This is a genomic window from Luteibacter aegosomaticola, from assembly GCF_023078475.1.
GTDB classification, from domain to species: domain Bacteria; phylum Pseudomonadota; class Gammaproteobacteria; order Xanthomonadales; family Rhodanobacteraceae; genus Luteibacter; species Luteibacter aegosomaticola.
This window is the reverse complement of record NZ_CP095741.1, coordinates 2,318,242-2,338,462: the sequence shown is the minus strand read 5'-3', so window position 1 is coordinate 2,338,462 and position 20,221 is coordinate 2,318,242. Positions and strand designations below refer to the sequence as shown.

General features: G+C 65.0%; 18 protein-coding genes. 9 read left to right on the top strand and 9 right to left on the bottom strand.

The window, feature by feature from the left end; all coding sequences use genetic code 11:
• Window positions 1-211 precede the first annotated feature (211 nt).
• Both L2Y96_RS10205 and L2Y96_RS10200 read left to right on the top strand, forming a co-directional pair.
• Window positions 212-853: an HD domain-containing protein gene (locus tag L2Y96_RS10205; RefSeq protein ID WP_247336426.1), complete on the top strand. Its 642-nt coding sequence runs from the start codon at window positions 212-214 to the stop codon at window positions 851-853.
• Window positions 854-947: 94 nt separating this feature from the next.
• A complete protein-coding gene (locus L2Y96_RS10200; protein WP_283248885.1) occupies window positions 948-2,423 on the top strand; it encodes a catalase in 1,476 nt (491 codons plus the stop codon).
• Window positions 2,424-2,635: 212 nt separating this feature from the next.
• On the opposite strand, the gene L2Y96_RS10195 is transcribed toward L2Y96_RS10200, so the two are convergent.
• From L2Y96_RS10195 to L2Y96_RS10185, 3 genes are all read right to left on the bottom strand, one after another.
• Complete coding sequence (locus tag L2Y96_RS10195) at window positions 2,636-2,872, bottom strand: tautomerase family protein (RefSeq protein ID WP_247336423.1); 237 nt, start codon at window positions 2,870-2,872, stop codon at window positions 2,636-2,638.
• Window positions 2,873-2,895: 23 nt separating this feature from the next.
• Window positions 2,896-3,606, bottom strand: a complete 711-nt coding sequence (locus L2Y96_RS10190) for an SDR family NAD(P)-dependent oxidoreductase (protein ID WP_247336420.1) — start codon at window positions 3,604-3,606, stop codon at window positions 2,896-2,898.
• A gap of 166 nt (window positions 3,607-3,772) precedes the next feature.
• Window positions 3,773-4,981, bottom strand: coding sequence for a LysR family transcriptional regulator (locus L2Y96_RS10185; protein WP_247336418.1), 1,209 nt, complete (start codon window positions 4,979-4,981; stop codon window positions 3,773-3,775).
• 175 nt (window positions 4,982-5,156) lie between these two features.
• On the opposite strand from L2Y96_RS10185, the gene L2Y96_RS10180 reads away from it, so the two are divergent.
• The 4 genes from L2Y96_RS10180 to L2Y96_RS10165 are packed head-to-tail and all read left to right on the top strand — an operon-like array spanning window position 5,157 to window position 9,634.
• On the top strand, window positions 5,157-6,017 hold the full coding sequence (locus tag L2Y96_RS10180) for an amidohydrolase family protein (RefSeq protein ID WP_247336415.1): 861 nt from the start codon (window positions 5,157-5,159) through the stop codon (window positions 6,015-6,017).
• Window positions 6,014-6,910 carry a substrate-binding domain-containing protein gene (locus L2Y96_RS10175; RefSeq protein ID WP_247336412.1) on the top strand — a complete coding sequence of 299 codons (897 nt, stop codon included), beginning with the start codon at window positions 6,014-6,016 and terminating at the stop codon, window positions 6,908-6,910. The genes L2Y96_RS10180 and L2Y96_RS10175 overlap by 4 nt, the downstream gene beginning before the upstream one ends.
• Before the next feature lie 22 nt (window positions 6,911-6,932).
• On the top strand, window positions 6,933-8,222 hold the full coding sequence (dctA, locus tag L2Y96_RS10170) for a C4-dicarboxylate transporter DctA (protein WP_247336409.1): 1,290 nt from the start codon (window positions 6,933-6,935) through the stop codon (window positions 8,220-8,222).
• Window positions 8,223-8,257: 35 nt separating this feature from the next.
• A complete protein-coding gene (locus tag L2Y96_RS10165; RefSeq protein ID WP_247336407.1) occupies window positions 8,258-9,634 on the top strand; it encodes a carbohydrate porin in 1,377 nt (458 codons plus the stop codon).
• 4 nt (window positions 9,635-9,638) lie between these two features.
• Here the strand turns inward: L2Y96_RS10165 and L2Y96_RS10160 are convergent, their stop codons facing one another.
• Entirely contained in the window at window positions 9,639-10,106 is a 468-nt protein-coding gene (locus L2Y96_RS10160) for a nuclear transport factor 2 family protein (protein WP_247336404.1), read from the bottom strand.
• Between the two features lie 322 nt (window positions 10,107-10,428).
• Between L2Y96_RS10160 and L2Y96_RS10155 the strand changes: the two genes are divergently transcribed.
• Window positions 10,429-13,272, top strand: a complete 2,844-nt coding sequence (locus tag L2Y96_RS10155) for a TonB-dependent receptor (protein WP_247336402.1) — start codon at window positions 10,429-10,431, stop codon at window positions 13,270-13,272.
• 183 nt (window positions 13,273-13,455) lie between these two features.
• Here the strand turns inward: L2Y96_RS10155 and L2Y96_RS10150 are convergent, their stop codons facing one another.
• The 4 genes from L2Y96_RS10150 to L2Y96_RS10135 all read right to left on the bottom strand — a co-directional run bounded on the left by L2Y96_RS10150 (window position 13,456) and on the right by L2Y96_RS10135 (window position 16,314).
• A complete protein-coding gene (locus L2Y96_RS10150; protein WP_247336399.1) occupies window positions 13,456-13,617 on the bottom strand; it encodes a hypothetical protein in 162 nt (53 codons plus the stop codon).
• 231 nt (window positions 13,618-13,848) lie between these two features.
• On the bottom strand, window positions 13,849-14,763 hold the full coding sequence (locus tag L2Y96_RS10145) for a cupin domain-containing protein (protein WP_247336397.1): 915 nt from the start codon (window positions 14,761-14,763) through the stop codon (window positions 13,849-13,851).
• A gap of 107 nt (window positions 14,764-14,870) precedes the next feature.
• Window positions 14,871-15,482 carry an OmpW/AlkL family protein gene (locus L2Y96_RS10140; protein WP_247336395.1) on the bottom strand — a complete coding sequence of 204 codons (612 nt, stop codon included), beginning with the start codon at window positions 15,480-15,482 and terminating at the stop codon, window positions 14,871-14,873.
• An 88-nt stretch (window positions 15,483-15,570) separates the two neighbouring features.
• Window positions 15,571-16,314 carry a cyclic nucleotide-binding domain-containing protein gene (locus L2Y96_RS10135; protein ID WP_247336392.1) on the bottom strand — a complete coding sequence of 248 codons (744 nt, stop codon included), beginning with the start codon at window positions 16,312-16,314 and terminating at the stop codon, window positions 15,571-15,573.
• 235 nt (window positions 16,315-16,549) lie between these two features.
• Here L2Y96_RS10135 and L2Y96_RS10130 point away from each other — a divergent pair, with 235 nt between their 5' ends.
• Window positions 16,550-16,894, top strand: a complete 345-nt coding sequence (locus tag L2Y96_RS10130; protein ID WP_247336390.1) for a carboxymuconolactone decarboxylase family protein — start codon at window positions 16,550-16,552, stop codon at window positions 16,892-16,894.
• An 87-nt stretch (window positions 16,895-16,981) separates the two neighbouring features.
• Here the strand turns inward: L2Y96_RS10130 and argS are convergent, their stop codons facing one another.
• Complete coding sequence (argS, locus tag L2Y96_RS10125; RefSeq protein WP_247336387.1) at window positions 16,982-18,739, bottom strand: arginine--tRNA ligase; 1,758 nt, start codon at window positions 18,737-18,739, stop codon at window positions 16,982-16,984.
• 184 nt (window positions 18,740-18,923) lie between these two features.
• On the opposite strand from argS, the gene L2Y96_RS10120 reads away from it, so the two are divergent.
• Window positions 18,924-20,213, top strand: coding sequence for an NAD(P)/FAD-dependent oxidoreductase (locus tag L2Y96_RS10120; RefSeq protein ID WP_247336384.1), 1,290 nt, complete (start codon window positions 18,924-18,926; stop codon window positions 20,211-20,213).
• Window positions 20,214-20,221 lie beyond the last annotated feature (8 nt).

Here is a 20,221-nt window from a genome sequence, read left to right as displayed (position 1 = left end):
TTGTAGGAGCCCACCCTGTGGGCGACAGCCTTTCGCCAAAATGCCACAGGACCTGATGCGCTGTCGCGAAAGATGTCGCCCACAGGGTGGGCTCCTACGGGAGGTGGCTGGATAGGCTGGTGATTGGCTGGATTTGATACTTCGCATTCGATCCAGCCAACCCGCCGAGGCCGTGAAATGGTGTCCACCAACCCACCCAAAGGACGCCCTCATGACCACGACCATCGCAGGCATCGTCGTTCCGGATAGCGCGCTCGCCCGGGAGATCACCCAGCTCGTGCGCGATACCGAGAGCGATCTGCTCTACCACCACTCCCGCCGCGTGTTCTTCTTCGGCGCGCTCACCGGCAAGGCCAAGGGCCTGACCTTCGACCCCGAGCTGCTCTATGCCGGTGCGATGTTCCACGACATGGGCCTGGTGCCCGAGCATTCGAGCAAGACCGAGCGCTTCGAAGTCGATGGTGCCAACGTCGCGCGCGACTTCCTGCTCGCCCGCGGCATCAGCCCGGAACAGGTCGATACCGTGTGGGCTTCGATCGCCCTGCACACCACGCCGGGTATCCCGCAGCACATGAAGCCCGAGATCGCCCTGGTGACCGCGGGCGTAGAGATGGATGTGCTCGGCCTCGGCTTCGAGAACGTGCACACGCATGATCGCGAGAGCGTCGCCGAAGCCCACCCGCGCGGCCCGGCGTTCAAGCACGGCATCATCGATGCGTTCTACAACGGCGTGCGCAACAAACCCGAGACCACCTTCGGCAACGTCAAGGCCGATGTCATGGCGCACAAGGAACCTCACTTCCATCGCGGCGACTTCGTCCACTGCATCCTGGGTAACGGCTGGCCGACCTGAGGGATCGCGAAAGCGAAAACGCGACCCATAGGTACAAGCTATCGGATCGAAAAGAACTTTGAATTTCACATCCCGCGTGAAGCTCCCTAACGTGATGCCACCCGGGCCAACCCTCAACCGTTCCCAAGGATCACCGATGAGCAAGCTCACCACCGTCTTCGGCGCACCCGTCGCCGACGACGACAACACCATGACCGCCGGCCCGCGTGGGCCGGCTCTTCTCCAGGATGTCTGGTTCCTGGAAAAGCTGGCCCATTTCGATCGCGAAGTGATCCCCGAGCGCCGCATGCATGCCAAGGGCGCCGGCGCGTTCGGCACCTTCACGGTGACCCACGACATCACGAAGTACACCCGTGCGAAGATCTTCTCGGAAGTAGGCAAGAAGACCGAGATGGTCGCGCGCTTCTCCAGCGTGGCCGGCGAACGCGGTGCGGCCGATGCCGAGCGCGATATCCGCGGCTTCGCGCTGAAGTTTTATACCGAGGAAGGCAACTGGGACCTCGTGGGCAACAATACGCCGGTGTTCTTCATCCGCGATCCGCTAAAGTTCCCGGACCTGAACCACGCGATCAAGCGCGATCCGCGCACGGGCCTGCGCTCGGCGGATAGCAACTGGGATTACTGGACCAACCTGCCGGAAGCCCTGCACCAGGTCACGATCGTGATGAGCGAGCGCGGCATCCCCCGCTCGTTCCGCCACATGCATGGCTTTGGCTCGCATACCTATAGCTTCATCAATGCGCAGAACGAGCGTTTCTGGGTGAAGTTCACTTTCAAGACCCAGCAGGGCATCCAGAACCTGACCGACGCGGAAGCCGGTGCCACCATCGGCGGCGATCGCGAGAGCCACCAGCGCGATCTGTTCAACGCGATCGAGGGCGGTGAGTTCCCGCGCTGGACGCTCTACGTGCAGATCATGCCGGAAGCCGAAGCCAGCAAGACCCCGTACAACCCGTTCGACCTGACCAAGGTGTGGCCGCACGCCGACTACCCGCTGATCGAAGTGGGCGTGATGGAGCTGAACCGGAACCCGGAGAACTTCTTCCAGGATATCGAGCAGGCTGCGTTCTCGCCCGCCGTGATCGTGCCGGGCATTGGCTTCTCGCCCGACAAGATGCTCCAGGGCCGCCTGTTCTCGTATGGCGATACCCAGCGCTACCGCCTGGGCGTGAACTACGCGCAGATCCCGGTGAATGCGCCGAAGTGCCCGGTGCACAGCTACCACCGTGATGGCGCGATGCGTATGGATGCCGCGAAGAGCGATGCCACCAGCTACGCCCCGAACAGCCGTGGTGCCCTGCAGCCGCAGCCGGATTTCAGCGAGCCGCCGCTCTCCGTGGATGGCGCCGCCGCGCGCTGGAACCACCGCGAGGACACGGATTACTTCTCGCAGCCGCGGAAACTGTTCGAGAACATGTCGGCCGCACAGCGGCAGGTGTTGTTCGAGAACACGGCGCGGGCGATCAAGGGCGCATCGGAGCCGGTAGTGCAGCGGCATATCGCCAACTGCACGGCGTGCCATGCCGAGTATGGCGCGGGCGTGGCAGAGGCCATCAAGCGGCTAGGCTAGCCTTTTGTAGGAGCCCACCCTGTGGGCGACGCCTTTCGTACAGCCGCCACAGGGCCTGCAGGGCTTTCGCGAAAGATGTCGCCCACAGGGTGGGCTCCTACACAAGAGCTGCCTGGCCCTTGTAGGAGCCCACCCTGTGGGCGACGCCGTTCGTACAGACGCCACAGGCCCTGCGAGCCTTTCGCGAAAGATGTCGCCCACAGAGTGGGCTCCTACCGGGGGCCTTCCGGGAATTGGCGTCGGAATTCGAGGGCGGGAAGGCCGCCCCAGCCCCAGTTCTCGAGCGGTACTTCCTGGATCACGACGAAGGTGGAGACCAGCGGCTTGTTGAGCACGCGCAGCAGCAGCTCGCTTGCGCCCTTGATCAGCTCGGCCTTTTCTTCATCGGTAACGTGCTTGCGCCCGGGGCCGGAGCCTTCGCGCGTGATCTGGATGGTGACGATCGGCATGACCTGGGTACTCCTCAGGGGGTTCAGTGCCCGGCGCTCTGCCCGCCGTCGACGTGCAGGATTTCGCCGGTGACGAAGGTCGCGTTTTCCAGGTACATCACGGCATCGACGATGTCCTTGATCTCGCCCATGCGGTGTACCGGGTGCAGTGCCGCGAGCACGCCCCATTCGCTGCGTTCGTGCATCGGCGTCTGGATCACGCCAGGGGAAACCGCATTGGCGCGAATCCCACGCGTGGCGTATTCGATCGCCAGTGACTTGGTGGCGGAGGTGACGCCGCCCTTGGTGAGCGACGTCAGCACCGACGGAATCCCGGCCACCGGATGCTCCACCAGCGTCGTGGTGATGCTGACGATGTGCCCACTTTCCTGGGCAAGCATCTGCCGCACGGCCGCCTGCGTGACGTAGAAAAATCCGTGAAGATTGACGGTCAGCACATTGGCGTAATCGAGTGCGGTGTATTCGACGAACGGCTTGGGCACGAATACGCCCGCATTGTTCACCAGCGTATCGACGCGCCCGAAACGCTCCACGGCCTCGCGGATGACCCGCTCCGCCACTTCGGGGTCGCCGATATTGCCTGGCACCGCATGGATATCCGGGTGATCGGACGGCGGTATGGCGCGGGAGTTCGCGACAATACGAAACCCACGTTCAAGGAAGGCGGAGACGAGCCCGGCGCCGATCCCCTGCGAGGCACCGGTGATCACGGCGACTTTCACGACGGCACTCATGCGCAGGCCTCCGGGCAGTTGTAAAAAACGCGCACGCACCCGCCGCTCGCCCCTGTAGGGCCGCGTGCGCAAACATTATTGGTTCGGACCCTCCGATTTCGCGCCCGCCGGGGCGCGCGTGTCTTGCAGCGGCGCGCCCTGGCGCCTGACGGAAGAGCCGGCCGCTCTACTGCCCGGAGGCCTTCTCTGCCGCCATCCGCCGCAGCAGCGCGACAAACTTTGCCTGCAACGGCGTAGGCAGCCATTCGCTTCGCCGGGTCATCGCGATACGCCGCCAGAAATCCTTGCCCGGGGTACCCAGCTCAACGAGATGGCCCGCACGGCTTTCCAGCAGGAACTGATCGCGCGACATCAGGGTGAGCCAGTCCCCCGCGAGCATCATGCCGCGCATGATCAGCACCGAGGCGCACTGCAGTCGGATAGGCGGCGGCTCCACGCCACGCACATGGAACATGCGCTCCCAGTTCAGCCGCAACGGTACGCCACGGGCAGGCACCACCCACGGATAGCGAAGCAACGCGGCCGTGGTGAGGCGGCCGCCACGCAACGGATGCCCCGCCCGCCCCACGATGACCAGTTCGTCGTCGAACAAGCCTTCCTGCAGCACATCGCGCGCAGGCACGGTCTGCCGTTCCGAGCCAATGAGCAAATCCATATCGCCCTGGCGCAGGCGCGCAAGCAGCTCGAGATAGGGCCCTTCAATGACCTCCACCATCGCCGCGGGATACTCGCTCGCGAACGCAGAAAGCACGCGCGGCAGGAAGTGCGCACGCGCGACGGGCAGCACGCCGATACGGATGAAGCCGCTCCCCGCGTCACCACCACTGGCGATCTCCTCGATGGCTGCGCCCAGCTCGGCCAGCATCAGGCGCACGAAGTGCACTAGCCTCGTCGCCGCATCGGTTGGCCGGATCGAACGGCCCACGCGGACCAGCAATGGCACCTCCAACGCTTCCTGCAGTTCACGCATCGCGCGATGCAGGGCGGGCTCGGAGACGCCCACGTCCTCGGCGGCCGCTGCATAACTGCTATTACCCACCACGGCGACGAGCGCGCGCAGCTGCGCCATGGAGACGCGCCGCTCCACATGCGCGAGCGCCTGGCCACGCACGGCGCGCCGCAAGCGCCTTACACCACGCACGAGCAAACGCAAGGCGGTATCCACCCGGCGCACGAACCCGCGGCCGCTCTCCGTCAGCTCCACCCCCGCCGCGTGCCGCTCGAACAAGCGCGCATCCAGCACCCGCTCCAGCTTGGCCACCGCGTGCACGAGCGCCGGCTGCGAGAGATTCACCGCCGCAGCCGCGCCACTCATCGACCCGATCCGTGCCACCGCGAGCAGCGCATCAAGATGACGCAGGTTCAGGGAAAACACGCGCTGATCCATATCATTAACCTTTTTCGATACCCGGATCGTAATTCGAATTAGCCGTGAAGCCCATGGCAGAGCATATTCCACCGCGTCCAGCGAGGTTGCCGTTTTTGCAGTGCAACAAAATTCGATAGCGAATGCGAATGGCCCCCGCTCCACTCCCTGGCATGAGGTTCCCGTGATCCTGTTCGACACCCACACCCACGTGATTTCGCCCGATGCGGCGACCTACCCCACCGGCCCGATCGGCGGGAAGCAGTCCGAATGGTCGCGTGAGCGGCCGGTCGATGCGGACGGCTTGCTGCGCGCCATGGATGCCGCCGGCATCGAACAAGCCGTGGTGGTGCAGGCATCGACGGTCTACGGCCACGACAACCGCTACGTCGCCGACACCGTCCGCACCCATCGCGATCGATTCGTCGGTGTGTACTCGATCGATGCGATGGCAGCGGATGCCGTGGAGCGTATCGACCACTGGCAGGCCCAGGGCTTGTATGGCTTTCGGCTGTTCACCACCGGCAGCACCATGCCGGGCCAGGCTGCATGGCTGGGCCATCCCGATTCCTATCCAGCCTGGGAACATGCCGAGAAGCACGGGATTCCGGTGTGTCTGCAGATGACGATGGACGGCCTGCCCGTGCTGCGCGACCTGCTCACCCGCTTCCCGAAGGTGCGCGTCCTGCTCGACCATTGCGCGCGCCCCGAACTCGATGATGGTGCGCCCTATACGGCCGCCCAGGCTTTGTTCGACATGGCCACCTTCCCGGGCGTGTACCTCAAGCTAACGAACCGGACGCTCGAGGCCGCGGCAAAGGGCCAGTCCACGCCCACGGCGTTCCTTGATGCACTGCTCACCCACTACGGCGCGGAACGGATCGCCTGGGGCTCAAACTTCCCCGCGGCCGCCGGCACACTGGCCAGCCTCGCGGCACAGGCTCGCACGGTGCTTGGCGATCTGCCGCCCGCGGCACAGGCGGCGATCGGCCATCGCACGGCGATATCGCTCTATCCCTTCGCCCGCGCCGGAGCCGCCGCATGAGCACGGCAACGCTCCGCACCGTGCTGAAAACGTACCCGCACACGCAGGCGCTGAAGCGCGGCGCGTTGACGGACCGCGACGTCACGCTCGATTTCGTGGATGTCTCGCCGGTGCACAAGGCCTTCGCGCCGATGGTGCGGGAGACGGCCTACGACTTGTGCGAACTGGCCATCGTCACCGCATTGCAGGCTATCGCGTACGGTGCGCCCATCGTCCTGCTACCCGCCGTCGTGGCCTCACGCTTCCAGCGTGGCTGCATCGTGGGCTGGACCGACCGCGGCATCCTCGATCCAGCGAGCCTTGCCGGCAAGCGCGTCGCGGTGCGCGCTTATACGCAGACCACCGGCATGTGGGTACGTGCACACCTCGCCGAGGATGCAGGACTGGACCTGCGGCAGGTCGAGTGGATCACCCAGGATCCGGCGCACGTCGCCGAGTTCCAGGATCCACCGTATGTCTCGCACGCCCCCAAGGACCAGAGCCTCGCCGAGATGCTCCAGCGCGGCGAGGTGGATGCTGCCATCTTCGGCAACGACCTGCCCACGGAACCGGGCTTCGCGCCGCTGATCCCGGATGCCGACGCACGCGACCATGCATGGTGGCGCAAGCACGGCTTCATGCCGATCAACCACATGGTCGCGGCGAGCCGCGCGGCCTGTGATGCGCATCCGGAGGCCATGCGTGCCGCCTACCGCCTGTTGAAGGAAGCGGCAGCCCCGCTAGCCGCCCATGACGGGCAGCCGGTACCGTACCGCTTCGGCTTCACGGCCCTGCGTGATCCGGTGGCGTACACCATCGAAGCGTGCCTGCGTCAGGATCTGCTGCCGCGCGCACTCACTGTCGATGAGGTGTTCGCTCCCGCCATGGAGCTTCTCGGCCATGACGGCGCTTGATCTCCCCGCCACGGAATCCCGGATGACTGCTAAACCCGCTCTACGAACGCCCGTGCGCAAGCGTTTCTACGAAGACCTCACCTTCCAGGTGCTGGCCGGCATGGCGCTTGGCGTGCTGGTCGGCGCGCTCGCGCCGAACGTGGGCACGCAGCTGAAGCCCCTCGGCGACGTGTTCATCCGCCTCATCCAGATGGTGGTGGGCCTGATCATCTTCTGCACGGTGACCCACGGCATCGCCAGCGTGCGCGACCTGGGCAAGGTCGGCCGGATCGCGGTGAAGGCGATCGTCTACTTCGAGATCGTCACCAGCTTCGCCCTCGTGATTGGCCTCGTCACGATCAACCTGCTGAAGCCTGGCGTGGGCATGCACATCGACCCCGCCGCGCTGCACACGCCTTCGGACGCGGTGCACCCCGCTGCGCACATGAACTTCGGCGAGTTCCTGCTCAACCTGGTGCCGAAGTCCGCCGTGGACGCGTTCGCCCAGGGCGACATCCTTCAGATCCTCGTGTTCTCGGTGCTGTTCGCCTGCGGCCTGGCCTCGCTGGGCGAACGTGCGAAGCCCGTGCTGGAGGTGGTGCATCTCGTATCGCAAGCGTTGTTCTGGGTGATCCGCGTCGCGATGAAGATCGCGCCCATCGCCGCGTTCGGCGCCATCGCGTTCACGGTAGCGAAGTTCGGCCTCGAAACGCTGGTGCCGCTGGCCGCGCTGGTGGGCGAGTTCTTCCTCACCTGCGTGATCTTCATCGTGGTGGTGCTGTGGCCCATCGCGCGCTGGTCGGGCTTCAACCTGTGGAAGCTGATGCGCTACGTGCGCGAGGAACTGGTCCTCGTGATCGGCACCAGCTCCTCGGAGAGCGTATTCCCCCAGCTCACTGCCAAACTCACGAAGCTCGGCGTGCAGGAATCCGTGGTGGGCCTGGTGTTGCCCACGGCGTATAGCTTCAACCACGACGGCACATGCCTGTACTTCGCCGCAGTGAGCGTGTTCCTGGCGCAAGCCACGGGCACGGCACTGGGTTGGGAACAACAGCTGGGGCTGCTCCTGGTGCTGCTAGTGACATCCAAGGGCGGTGCCGGCGTGGCAGGCTCGGCTATCGCGGTACTCGCCATGACCCTGGCCGCCACCAAGACCATCCCGGTAGGCAGCATTGCCCTGATCCTCGGTGTGCACCGGATCCTGTCCTCCGCCTTCGTCTTCACCAACATCGCAGGCAACTGTGTCGCCACGCTCGTCGTGGGCAAGTGGGAAAACGCCGTCGACACCGAGCGCCTCGAAGAAGAACTCACCCAGGGCTACCGCCCGGCCTGAACCACCATCTACGTCTGCCCGGGGAGGGACGACCCATGATGTTTCAACGCATAGCCTTCGGCTGGAAAGCCGCGGGATTGGGGGCGCTTTGCTGTCTGGCGACCGCCAACGCCTACGCAGCACAGGACGATGCAACGATCGCGAGCAGCGATGCGCCGCAGAATGCCCTGCAGCAACTGGCCGCGAAAGGCGTGTTCATCCGCGCCAACCTGCTCGACCAGTACGCGACGAACCCGCGTGGCGGCGTCCACCAGGGCAGGACCAACGTCGGCCAGTTCAATATCGGTGCGGACCTCGATCTCCAAAAGCTGCTCGGCTTTGACGGCAGCAGCTTCCACTTCACCGTGTATCGCGATTACGGTAACGGCCTGCAACACGATGTAAGCGGCACGTTCTCCAAGCAGCAATACGTCTACAAGAACGAATACCCACGCTGGCACCTTGGCCTGTTCGCGTGGGAGCAGAAGTTCCTCGATAACAGGCTCGATGTCATCTTTGGCCGGTTGGGCACCACGGCCTATTACACCCACCTGGCGATCAACTGCCAGTTCCAGGCCGGCACCACCTGTGGCGTGCCGCGCATCATCAATTCCGAGGCCGGATACAGCCTGCTGCCGTCCGCGACGTGGGCTATGAACGTGAACTACAAGCTCACGCCGCACTCGTATATCGAAGGCGGCGTGTACGAAGTAAACCCGACCACGCAGCCAAGCAACGGCCTGGATTTCTCCATCGCCAACTCCACCGGCGTGACCTTCCCGGTGGAGTGGAGCTGGTCGAAAATGGATCCCGTGAAGGATCCTTACGGCTTCGAGATCAAAGCCGGCGGCTACGTGACCACCGCGCCGCTAAGCGATCCGTACTACAACACCCAGGGCCGCTCACGGGGTCTTTACGGCGGGACCGCCCGCGAGGCCGACTCGCACCGCGCAGGCATCTACGCCATGGCCGATCACATCGTGTGGCGGCCCAGTCCCGGCTCATCGCGCAACCTGAACCTGTTCCTTGGCGTGGTGCACCAGCTGGAAACCGATGAAATCATGCGCCGGCAGATCTACACTGGTTTCGTCTTCACCGGGCCGTTTGCCCAGCGACCCGTCGATACCGTCGGCCTCTCGATCTCGTACTTCCGCATGACCGATGCCGAGCAGGCGTATCTGGACGATGCGCGTAAAAAGGCGGGCGGCACGGGCAAGAGCCACGCGAACCAGCTTGCCTTTGAGCTCAACTACGGGTGGAAGCCGACGCCGGGCATCGTCCTGATGCCGAACATCCAGTACATCATCCACCCGGACAACTCGGCCATACCCGCGACGAAAACCGTCCCCAAGAACCTGGTGGTTTATGGGTTGAGCATGACGGTGAACATCTCGCGCCTGTTCGGCCTGCGCGCACCGGCAGTGGCTGAGTAATGGATTACCCGGCCGGGCATTCGTCGCGACTGTTGTCCGCGATCCCCGCGATCAGCCACTTGCCATCCTGCTTCACCAGATGCACGAGATCCGTGCCGCAGTGGATCACCTTGCCGTTGAGCCGGAAGTCGTAGCGGGCCCAGATGATCGCGAGGTTGTCGTCCACGCGCACGAGCGGCTCGTAGATGCGCTCCTCGATGCTGTCCTTACCCGGCTTGATGTGATCGATGAAGCCGGAGAGCGTATTGCGAATCACCTTGTCCTTGCGCAGCAGGGCCACGCTGCCTTCGGGTTGCACGGTGGCGCGCATCGCCGCCTGATCGTATTTGGCCATGCCGTCGAGAAAGGCCTGGAACGGCGCGAGCACGGCCTGCTCATCGGCCTTCGAGGTGCCGTTCCCGGCGGCGGCTAGCGCCAGGGACGGCGCTGCGGCGAGCAGGCAAACGGCGGCGGCAAGATCGCGAATACGCATGGTGAATCCCCTTCCCCGGTGGTTGTGCCGCTGATCCTAGCTTTGGGCCAGCACGTTCCGCCTGTGTCTTTTGGGATGCCTGTCGCAAGTTTTTGCGCACCCAAACAACGTAAACCTGAACGTTTCGCACAAATCTGCTGCGTTGCCAGATGACAGCTTTATGGCGCGCAGCCATCCTCGCGGCCGCGATCGCTGGGGGCGCTCGCTATACCTAAAAACGAGCGTCCGGGAGACGCGGGGGAACTCAATGAATTATCGCTATTCCATGCGAGGGCCACTGACGCCCGCGCTTCGCGCACGTCCTCTGGCCGCGGCCTGCGCCATGGTTTTCCTTGTCGTCTCGGGCACCGCCTGGGCGCAGGATTCCACCGCACAAAACCCCCAGCCAACGCCTGCCGCGCCACAAGCAAATTCGGCAAAAGATCAAAAAGCTGCGAAGACGCCCAAGCCGACGAACAGTGACGGGGTTAGCAATCTCGATGCGGTGGTGGTGACCGGTATCCAGGCCTCCATTCAGAACTCGCTGCAGGCCAAGCAGAAGTCGAACAACATCATCGAAGCCATCTCGGCCGAAGACATCGGCAAGCTGCCCGATAGCAGCATCGCCGAGAGCCTGGCCCGCGTGCCTGGCCTGGCCACCCAGCGCGTGGATGGCCGCGCCAACCAGATCTCGATCCGCGGCACCGACCCGGGTTTTGTCGGCACCACGCTGAATGGCCGCGAGCAGGCCACGATCGGCGAGAACCGTGGCGTGGATTTCGATCAGTACCCGTCCGAGCTGATCAGCGGCGTGGCCGTCTACAAGACTCCGGATGCCGGCCTGATTGGCCAGGGTCTCTCCGGCACGGTGGACCTGCATACGATCCGCCCGCTCGACCTGCCCAAGCGCACCATGGCAGTGAACCTGCGTGGCGAGACCACGGATAACGGCAACCTCAACCATGGCAGCGGCGTGGGCGATACCGGCCACCGTGCCAGCTTCTCCTACATCGACCAGTTCTTCGACCACACCCTGGGCCTGGCCGTCGGCCTCGCGCAGCTCGATTCGCCCATCCAGGAGAAGCAGTACCAGGCCTGGTGGTGGAGCCTGAACAACGGCTCGGAGGGTGCGGACCAGCGCTGGGGCGCGCCGCATACGCCGGGCATGCCGGATAACGTGCTGTCACAGGAAGGCGGCCAGCTGCGCGCCAAATCCGAGAACCAGCTGCGCAACGGCATCATGACCGTGCTGGAGTGGGCGCCGGACGACCATTACCACTCCACCCTCGACCTGTATTACTCCACGTTCGATCAGAAGACTTACCTCAACGGCATGCAGTGGTCGAGCAGCCCGTACGACAATGTTTCGTATTCCAACGTGGGCACGGTGCCCACGATGCCGTACCCGCTGGTGACCACCGGCCACATCGATGGCCTGCATACGGTGCTGCAGAACGAACAGACCAAGGAGAAGGACAACCTGTTCTCCGCGGGCTGGAATAACCAGTACGACTTCGGCAACGGCTGGATGATCAACGCCGATGCGTCGTACTCGATGGCCAAGCGCCGCCTGCACGATGCCTACCTGTTCGCGGGCTTGCCTGGCCAGGCGACGAGTTCAACCGATTTCGCCACGCCGGTGCATGAGCACTTCCCGGACTTCACCCCCGGGACGAATTTCGCCGACCCGTCGCAGATCCAGTTCACCGACCCGAACAATTACGGTTATGACGGCCGTGCCGAGTACGACAAGCAGAAGGACACGATCCGTGCGTTCCGCTTGGAAGTCAGCCACCCCGTCGGATGGATCTTCAGCGACTTCACGCTCGGCGCGAACTATTCGGATCGTCGCAAGACCAAATCCGCCGATGTGTTCTTCGCCTGGCTCAACGGTAATGGCTCCGAAACCGGGACGTACCTGCCGGGCTACGGTTTGCCGGTCGATCCTTCGTTCCTCAGCGGCGTGACCGACCTGAGCTATGGCGGTGTTCCGGCGATCCTGAATTACGACGTCATGGATGCGCTGGGCAGCCAGTACTACCTCACCCAGCGTAATGGGCAGAGCGACTGGAGCCGCAACTACACCGTGCGCGAGAAGGTGCCGGTGGCTTACCTGAAGTTCAATATCGACACCAGCGCTGGCGGCATTCCCATCGGCGGCAACATGGGTGTGCAGGTGGTGCGCACCGACCAGTCGTCGACGGCGTTGCAGACGAATGGCGATACGCTGGTCGGCCGCATTTCCGATGGCACGAAGTACACCAAGGTGCTGCCGAGCCTGAACGTGTGGGCCGAGATCACCGACAAGCAGTACCTGCGTTTTGGCATGGCCAAGAGCATGGCGCGTGGCCGTATCGACGATGAAAAGGTCGCGACCTCGGCCGGCGTCGGGCAGATCACCGATGGCCCGGCGGCCGAGCAAAACCTGTGGTCCGGCAGTGGCGGCAACCCGAAGCTGAAGCCGTATGTCGCCGTGGGCGTGGACCTTAGCTGGGAGAAGTACTTCGGCAAGTCGAGCTATGTGGCCGCCGCGGTGTTCGGCAAGAACCTGCTGAACTACATCTACAACGAGACCGTGCTGGATTACGACTTCTCGAAGTACGTGAACGACAATCCCACGCTCACGCCGTCCAGCAACTTCGGTTCGTTCACCACGCCGCAAAACGGCTCGGGTGGCCGGATCAAGGGCCTGGAGCTGCAGGGCGGTCTCGAAGGCGGATTGGTCGCGCCGTGGCTGGAAGGCTTCGGTGTGCAGGGCAACTTCTCGCTGACCAACAGCACCCTGCCGGTGAGCGCTGTGTCGACCATTCCTGGCAGCCCGAGCACCCTGCCCGGCCTGTCGCGCAAGGTCGCCAACCTGGCGGTCTATTACGAAAACCACGGCTGGTCGTTCCGCGTCGCCGAGCGTTACCGCTCGTCGTACACCGGCGAGGCCGTCGCGCTATTCGATCAGCTGGGTTACCAGACCGTGCTGGCCGACAAGCAGACGGATATGCAGGTGGGTTACGAGTTCCAGGAAGGCACGTACAGCGGCCTGAGCGTGCTGCTGCAGGTGAACAACCTGACCGACTCGCCGATGAAGACCCAGCAGACGTCGGCGCTGCCGAACAACGTCAAGCTCCAGCGCCCGCTCGAGTTCGATACGTACGGCCGCACCATCATGTTCGGCATCAATTACAAGATGTAACGGCCGTTGTTGTAGGAGCGCGCTTGCGCGCGATCGAGCTTGCCGCAAGCCCCATCGCGCGCAAGCGCGCTCCTGCAACAGCATCGCGAGATCGGCGAAGGCATCCTGCGGCCGGCGAAGGTGCCGAACGATCTGTGAATACGTACGAGATCGGTTAGAGCAGCGTGAGGCCCGGCCGGGCGCTCAGAGCCACGGCGCATCGGGGGCCGGCTGGCCCAGTGAGGTTTCGGCTTTGGGTGCGCAAGCCCAGCAGGGTATGTCCACCTGGCAGCCGACTTCTTCGTCCACGTAGGTGACGATGCCGGTGCCGTTGCAGATGGGGCATGGGGTGTCGGGGCGGTCCATACAAACCTTATACACCGCGCGGCCTTTGTAGGAGCGCGCTTGCGCGCGACATCTTTCGCCTTAACGCAGCAGGGCCTTTGAGTCTTTCGCGAAAGGCGTCGCCCACAGGGTGGGCTCCTACGGCGTCTGCCGTGGGCCTGTGGCTCTTTCGCGAAGGGCGTCGCCCACAGGGTGGGCTCCTACGGCATCGGTCGCGCGGGAGACGCCTGCAAGAGTGTGGTCGGCGCGGGGTTAGTCTACGTCGCGGCGGAAGCGGGCTGGGGTGGTGCCCATGATGCGGAGGAAGGTTTTGCCGAAGGCGGATTCGGAGCGGTAGCCGACGCGGTCGGCGACGGCGGCGGCGGTGAGTTCACCGCGGCGCAGCAGCTCGGCGGCCAGGTGCATGCGGATGAGGGTGAGCACTTCGTGCGGCGATTGCTTGCCCTTCGCCTCGAAGTGCCGTGCGAAGGTGGCACGCGACATCGCTGCCTGGGCGGCCAGGGATTCCACGGTCCATTCGTGCGCCGGGTCGCGCAGCATCGCCAGCAGGGCGCGGCCCAGCCGCGGGTCGGCCAGCAAGGTCAGCAGCGAGGGTGGCATGGTGCCGCGCTCCAGTTGTGCGCGCAGGGCAAACACCAGCAAGGCCTGGCTAAGCGCCGTGACCACCGCGAGCGCGCCCGGAGCAAGCTTGCCCACTTCCACGCGAAAGACATTCACGATGGCCTCGAGCGTGGCGATCCCGTGGGAACCCAACAGCGAGGCGTGCAAGGTATCCGGCAGGCTGGCGAACAACAGCGGGCCGGCATCGGGCGCATGCACGAAGCGGCCGCAGAGCAGATCCAGCGCCTCGCCCTCGCCTTCGCTGCGTTTGATCGCCAGCGGCCCGCTGGTGTCGATCGTGATGGGGGCCTCGCTCAACCCACCGTGGGTATCGCGGACCCGGTGGCTGGTGCCGTGCGGCAGCACGACCAGGTCGCCCGCACGCAGATCCAGCGTACGGCGGCCCGGCAATTCCATGACCCCTTCGCCGGCCAGCACCAGATGGAACGGCGCTTCGCCCGGGCCCGCATCCTCGTGGTCCAGGCTGAACCCACCCGCGAGTTGGCAACGCAGGTCGAGGGCGCCGCGTACGCGGGCGAGCTCCAGTATCCGGGTGAGTGCGTCCATGGGGTCGGTCTGGCGCCTGAGGAAAGGCGAGTATCAGGGCACCCGGCCACGTGGACAAGACGAAGCGCTGTAGGAGCCCACCGTGTGGGCTCCCACGCGAGCGGGACTTACAGGCGGTAGCCGAAGCTCAGGCCGTAGACCCAGGGATCCACGTGGGCCGTGCCGACGCGGGCGCCGTTCACCTTCACCTTCGTGTCGATATCCATGTAGCGCGCGTCGACGGTGAACAGCCAACGGTCGTTCAGGCGGATATCCACGCCGGCGTGGCCAGCGGCGCCCCAACTGTTCTGCATCGACACGTGGGTGCCGTCGAGTGCGTTGCGGCCCTTCTTGTCGAAGAACAGCGTGTAGTTAATGCCCGCACCGACGAACGGCGAGATCGCCTGGCCTTCCATGAAGTGGTAGAGCACACCGATCGTCGGGGGTAGCTGCTTCACGCTGACGGCCTGGGTGCCATTGAGGCGCACGTCGTGCTTGAACGGGAGGGCGGCCAGTACCTCGGCCGACCAACCGGGCGCGAAGCGGTACTCGACGCTGAAGGTCGGACGGGTGCTCTTGCTGATGCTGGCGTTCATGCCGGCGAGCTGGCCGGTATCCGATTTCGGATCGACGACGTGGGCGCCGACATGCAGGGTCCAGTTGGCATCCGTATCCGCGGCCTGGGCCGCGATCGGCGCGGCGAGCAACAGGGCGACGGCGAGGGTCTTGAGCTGAAGCACGGGGTGACTCCTTGTGGGCTAAGTGCCGACCGTCGGGGCCGGCAAGCAGAAGGTTAGAAACCCCCTGCCCCCACATTCCTGACCTGCGTCAGTTCCTTTTGCGGTCGCTCGTAGCGTCGGTGGCACACAATGCATCAAGAAGATCACGCCGGTGGATGCGCAGGTGGCGTCCACTGGCCGAGAGCACACCATGCTCTTCCATGCGCCCCAACGCCCGGCTGACGGTTTCCACCGCGAGGCCCAGATAGCAGGCGATGTCGCTGCGGCCCATCGGCAGGCGCACGCAGTCGGTCGGGCGCGACAACCTGTCGTAGCGTTCAAGCAGCCCGCGCAGGAACAAGGCGACACGTTCGAGGGCCTGCTGGCGGCCCATGGCGAGCACGTGACGCTGCGCATCGGCGACCTCGCGGCCGAGTTCGCGCATCATCTTCCGCTGCAAGCCGGGCAATTGCTGGAACAGGTCTTCGAGCCGCGCGAACGGCACTTCGCACACCGTGGTGCGCTCAAGCGCGGTGGCATCAGTGCGGTGAGTGTCGTCGAGCAAGGCATCGATGCCGAGGATCTCGCCCGGAAGGCGGAAGCCCAGCACCTGCTGGCTGCCATCCGCATCACCGAGGGCGACACGGACAGCGCCCGAGCGCACGACGTAGAGGGCGTTGAACGGCTGTCCTTGCCGGTAGACGGAATCGCCGCGCTGGTAGGTGCTGCGCGAGCGGGTCAGGCGATCGAGACGGGCCAGCCCGCCCTCGTCGACGCCTTCAGGAAGGCAAATGGCATGCAGGCCGCAATCCGCGCAGCCAAGACGTGCCGCCTGGGTGGCCGGCTGGGTCATGAGAGTCCCTCTCCGAATCAATAAATGCGACAGGCAGGACCCTAGCAGGGCCGCCGCCGGGGGCCAGTGGCCGGTCAGCAAGGTGCGACGTCCTGTCCTCTTTTTGATCCGAAATGGTCGGGTGAGACGATTTCGCCAAAACACGCGCCATTTGAGCATTTGGCCGCGCAGGGGGTGGTGACAAACTATCTCTCACGACGGCGCACCCCGTGCCGCCATTGATGGAGTCACGAACATGCTTGACTGGGTTGCCTACAAGAAAGAACTCATGGGCCGTATTGGCGAGATCGGCAAACTGAGCCCGGATACGGTGAAGGGTTACCAGACGCTCTCGAATGCGAATGCCGGCAAGGAAGGTTCGCTCGGTGCGAAGACGCGTGAGCTGATCTCGCTCGCCGTCGCGGTCACGAGCCGTTGCGATGGCTGTATCACGGTGCATACCGATGCCGCGCTGAAGGCCGGTGCCACGCGCGAAGAAATCAGTGAGGCGCTGGGCGTAGCGATCGCGCTGAATGCCGGTGCGGCGCTGGTGTATTCCGCCCGCGTGATGGACGCCGTCGAGGCGTACAGCCACAAGTAACGCCCCCTGTAGGAGCGCGCTTGCGCGCGATGGGTCTTGCCGCAAGCACCCATCGCGCGCAAGCGCGCTCCTACAAGAGCGTTGGCGTTACATGCGAGTTGGGACGGTGATGCCCAGCAGGATGAGTGCGCGCTGCAGGACGGCTAGCGTGAGCTGGCAGATGCCGAGCCGGTGTGCGCGTACCGCATCGTCTTCCTCGCGCAGGATCGGGCAGCGGTCGTAGAACTTGCTGAAGCGCTGGGCGATGTCGTATGCCCACGCGGCGAGCACACCGGGTTGCAGCAGGTGTGCGGCTTCACTGACCTTGTCGCCGAACGCGAGGCACGCGAGCACCAGCTCGCGTTCCACCGGTTGCGTCGCGTGCGGGATGCCCACCTGTTGTTCCGCGGGCTGTGCACCCGCTTTTTCAAGGATGGAACGCATCCGCACCACCGCGTACTGCAGGTACGGCCCGGTTTTCCCTTCGAACGCGACCAGCCGTTCGGCGTCGAATACGTAGCCCGATAGCCGGTCACCCGAGAGGTCCGCGAACTTCACCGCCGCGATGCCGATCATGGCCGCGAGCCCTGCCCGCTCATCCACGGCGACACGCTCGGAACTTTCCACGCGCTCACCCGCACGCTCCACCGCTTCGTCGAGCAGATCCCGCAGCCGCGCCACGCCGCCCTGGCGTGTCTTGAACGGCTTACCGTCCTTACCGTTCACCGTACCGAAGCCGGCGTGCACGAGGTCAACGCCGTCGGCGATGCCTGCCCGGCGTGCGGCGCGAAACACCTGCTGGAAATGCAGTGCCTGGCGCTGATCGACGACATAGATAACCTTCGCGAGGCCAGGCATCTGCGCGCGAGCCTGTAACGTCGCCAGATCCGTCGTCGCATAAAGCGCGGCACCGTCGCTTTTGGCGAGTAGCAGGGGCGGCATCTCGGTGGCATCGCCTGGCAAGGCCACATCGATAACCAGCGCGCCGTCGCTATCGCGCGCGACGCCGCGCGCCCGCAGATTCTCGACCAGCGGTGCGATCGCATCGCGCACATCGCTCTCGCCATCCAGCGCGTCGAAATGCACATCGAGCAAGGCGAAATCCTGCACCTGCGCATCAACGCTCAACTGGCGCAGCGTGTGCCAGAGGGCGAGCAAACCGGGATCACCCGCTTGCAGTGCCGCCGTATCGGCGCGCGCTTCAGCCATGCGCGCCGGATCCTCCCGGCTCGCCGCGGCAGCTTCGGGATAGAGGCGCTCCAGTTCATCGAGCGTTACCGGCGGCTCGGACGGATAAGGGCCCGCACCGGTGAAGTACGGCAGCGACGGCGACGTGCGGCGGATCGCGGAGCTCAGCATGCCCATCTGCAGGCCCCAGTCACCCAGGTGTGCGTCGCCATGCGTCCGCCAGCCCAGTGCCCCGTGGATGCGGCGCAGGCTTTCGCCGAGCACGAGCGAACGGAGATGACCCACGTGCAGGGGCTTGGCGACATTGGGGCCGCCAAAATCGAGCACGACGAGCTGGCCCTCGCCCTCGTTGCGAACCCCTAGCGCCGGGTCGACGAGCGTCGTGGCCGCCACCCCCGCGAGGAACCCATCGGCGAGCCGCAGGTTCACAAAGCCCGGGCCAGCCACCTCCACAGCGGCAAAGCGCGCATCCCCACGAAGGGCCGCGGCGATCTCATCGGCGATGGCCCGCGGCGGCCGCCGGACGACCCGCGCCGCGGCGAGCGCGGCATGGCACTGGAAATCGCCCAGCTCGGGGCGGGACGAGGGTTCGGCGTGGGCGAGTTCAGGGGGCAGCGCAAGCAGGTGGAATGCCGAGGCCAGGGCCTCGTCCACCCGCGCTGAAAGCGACAGGGACATGCGATCTCCAGGGACAAAACGAAGGCGGCGGCGCAGGGCGCCGGGGCTCAAAAACTCAGGTTCGTCGTCGGAGGAGGTGTGGCATGGTGTCACGGATGTACAGGAAAAGCCTGAACTTCGCAAGCAAGTGACCTATTTCCTTTTATGCTCCCGATCAGTTCTTTAGCTCATCAGGAAACCTTACATGACATCAACCAGACATCGCGTCGTGATCGTCGGCGGCGGCGCTGCCGGCGTCGAGCTCGCCACCCGTCTCGGTCGGCAGGCCACGAACGAGGTCGTCCTGGTCGACCGCGACCCCACGCACTTCTGGAAGCCGCGGCTACACGAACTGGCCGCCGGCCTGCTGGGCGACGGCGAAGAGGCCGTGCCCTTCCTCGCCCACGGCACCACCCACGGCTACCGCTACGAGCCGGGTGCGATCCGCCATGTGGATGCGGAAGCCAAGCAGATCGACCTGGCCGAGGTGCACCTGCCCGGCACCGATGAGCTGATCCTCCCGGCCCGCAAGCTGGGCTACGACACGCTGGTGCTCGCGTTCGGCACGCGTGTGAACGACTTCGGCACCCCGGGCGTGCTCGAGTATTGCGACATGCTCGATAGCCCCACCCAGGCCGTGCAGCTGCGCCGACGCATCCTCGCACTGGCCCTGCGCACCGCGGGCGACCCGAGCGTCAAGATCCGCATCGGCATCGTGGGCGCAGGCGCCACCGGCGTGGAGCTGGCGGCCGAGCTGCATCACGCCTTCAACGATATGCATCGCTATGGCGGTCTCTCGCCGGCGACGAAGCTTGAAATCACGCTGATGGACATGGCCCCGCGCGTGCTTCCTGCCGTGGATCCGCGCACCTCCGCCTGGGCGCAGCGCATCCTGGAACGCATGGGCGTGCATGTTCGCGTGGGTGTGGGCGTGAAGTCCGTGCAGCAGGGCTCGTTCACGCTGAGCGACGACTCGCACCTGCCCTGCGATATCCAGGTGTGGGCGGCCGGTGTGATCGGCCATGATTTCGTCACGGCGCTGGGGCCGTTTGAGCTCTCGCGCGACCGTCGTATCGTGGTCGATTCGCACCTGGCCGCGAAGGGCGTCAAGGACATTTACGCCATTGGCGATTGTGCCTACGCGGCCTTCAGCCCCGAGGGCACCGTGGTGCCGCCGACGGCGCAGGCCGCGCACCAGCAGGCGAACTGGCTGGCGAAGGCGCTGCCGCGCTTGCTCGAAGGTCGCAGCGCGGAACCTTTCCGTTACCACGCCAAGGGCACGCTGGTGTCGCTTGGCGTACGCCAGGGTGCAGGCGAAGTGCCTTCCGTGCCGAAGGGCCGCTCGATCCCGATGCGCGGCTGGCTGGCGAAGATGCTTTACGTCTCGCTGGAGCAGATGCACCGCGTGACCTTGCACGGCTACGGCCGCGCCACGGCGCTGTGGATTGCCGATCGCCTGCGGCGCACCACCTACCCGCCCGTCAAACTGCACTAACCAAGACC

Excerpts from the sequence above, each read along its gene's own strand:
- L2Y96_RS10205 (WP_247336426.1), top strand. The coding sequence starts at position 212 with ATGACCACGACCATCGCAGGCATCGTCGTTCCGGATAGCGCGCTCGCC.
- L2Y96_RS10200 (WP_283248885.1), top strand. The coding sequence starts at position 948 with ATGCCACCCGGGCCAACCCTCAACCGTTCCCAAGGATCACCGATGAGC.
- L2Y96_RS10195 (WP_247336423.1), bottom strand. The coding sequence starts at position 2,872 with ATGCCGATCGTCACCATCCAGATCACGCGCGAAGGCTCCGGCCCCGGG.
- L2Y96_RS10190 (WP_247336420.1), bottom strand. The coding sequence starts at position 3,606 with ATGAGTGCCGTCGTGAAAGTCGCCGTGATCACCGGTGCCTCGCAGGGG.
- L2Y96_RS10175 (WP_247336412.1), top strand. The coding sequence starts at position 6,014 with ATGAGCACGGCAACGCTCCGCACCGTGCTGAAAACGTACCCGCACACG.
- dctA (WP_247336409.1), top strand. The coding sequence starts at position 6,933 with ATGACTGCTAAACCCGCTCTACGAACGCCCGTGCGCAAGCGTTTCTAC.
- L2Y96_RS10165 (WP_247336407.1), top strand. The coding sequence starts at position 8,258 with ATGATGTTTCAACGCATAGCCTTCGGCTGGAAAGCCGCGGGATTGGGG.
- L2Y96_RS10160 (WP_247336404.1), bottom strand. The coding sequence starts at position 10,106 with ATGCGTATTCGCGATCTTGCCGCCGCCGTTTGCCTGCTCGCCGCAGCG.
- L2Y96_RS10155 (WP_247336402.1), top strand. The coding sequence starts at position 10,429 with ATGGTTTTCCTTGTCGTCTCGGGCACCGCCTGGGCGCAGGATTCCACC.
- L2Y96_RS10150 (WP_247336399.1), bottom strand. The coding sequence starts at position 13,617 with ATGGACCGCCCCGACACCCCATGCCCCATCTGCAACGGCACCGGCATC.
- L2Y96_RS10145 (WP_247336397.1), bottom strand. The coding sequence starts at position 14,763 with ATGGACGCACTCACCCGGATACTGGAGCTCGCCCGCGTACGCGGCGCC.
- L2Y96_RS10135 (WP_247336392.1), bottom strand. The coding sequence starts at position 16,314 with ATGACCCAGCCGGCCACCCAGGCGGCACGTCTTGGCTGCGCGGATTGC.
- L2Y96_RS10130 (WP_247336390.1), top strand. The coding sequence starts at position 16,550 with ATGCTTGACTGGGTTGCCTACAAGAAAGAACTCATGGGCCGTATTGGC.
- argS (WP_247336387.1), bottom strand. The coding sequence starts at position 18,739 with ATGTCCCTGTCGCTTTCAGCGCGGGTGGACGAGGCCCTGGCCTCGGCA.
- L2Y96_RS10120 (WP_247336384.1), top strand. The coding sequence starts at position 18,924 with ATGACATCAACCAGACATCGCGTCGTGATCGTCGGCGGCGGCGCTGCC.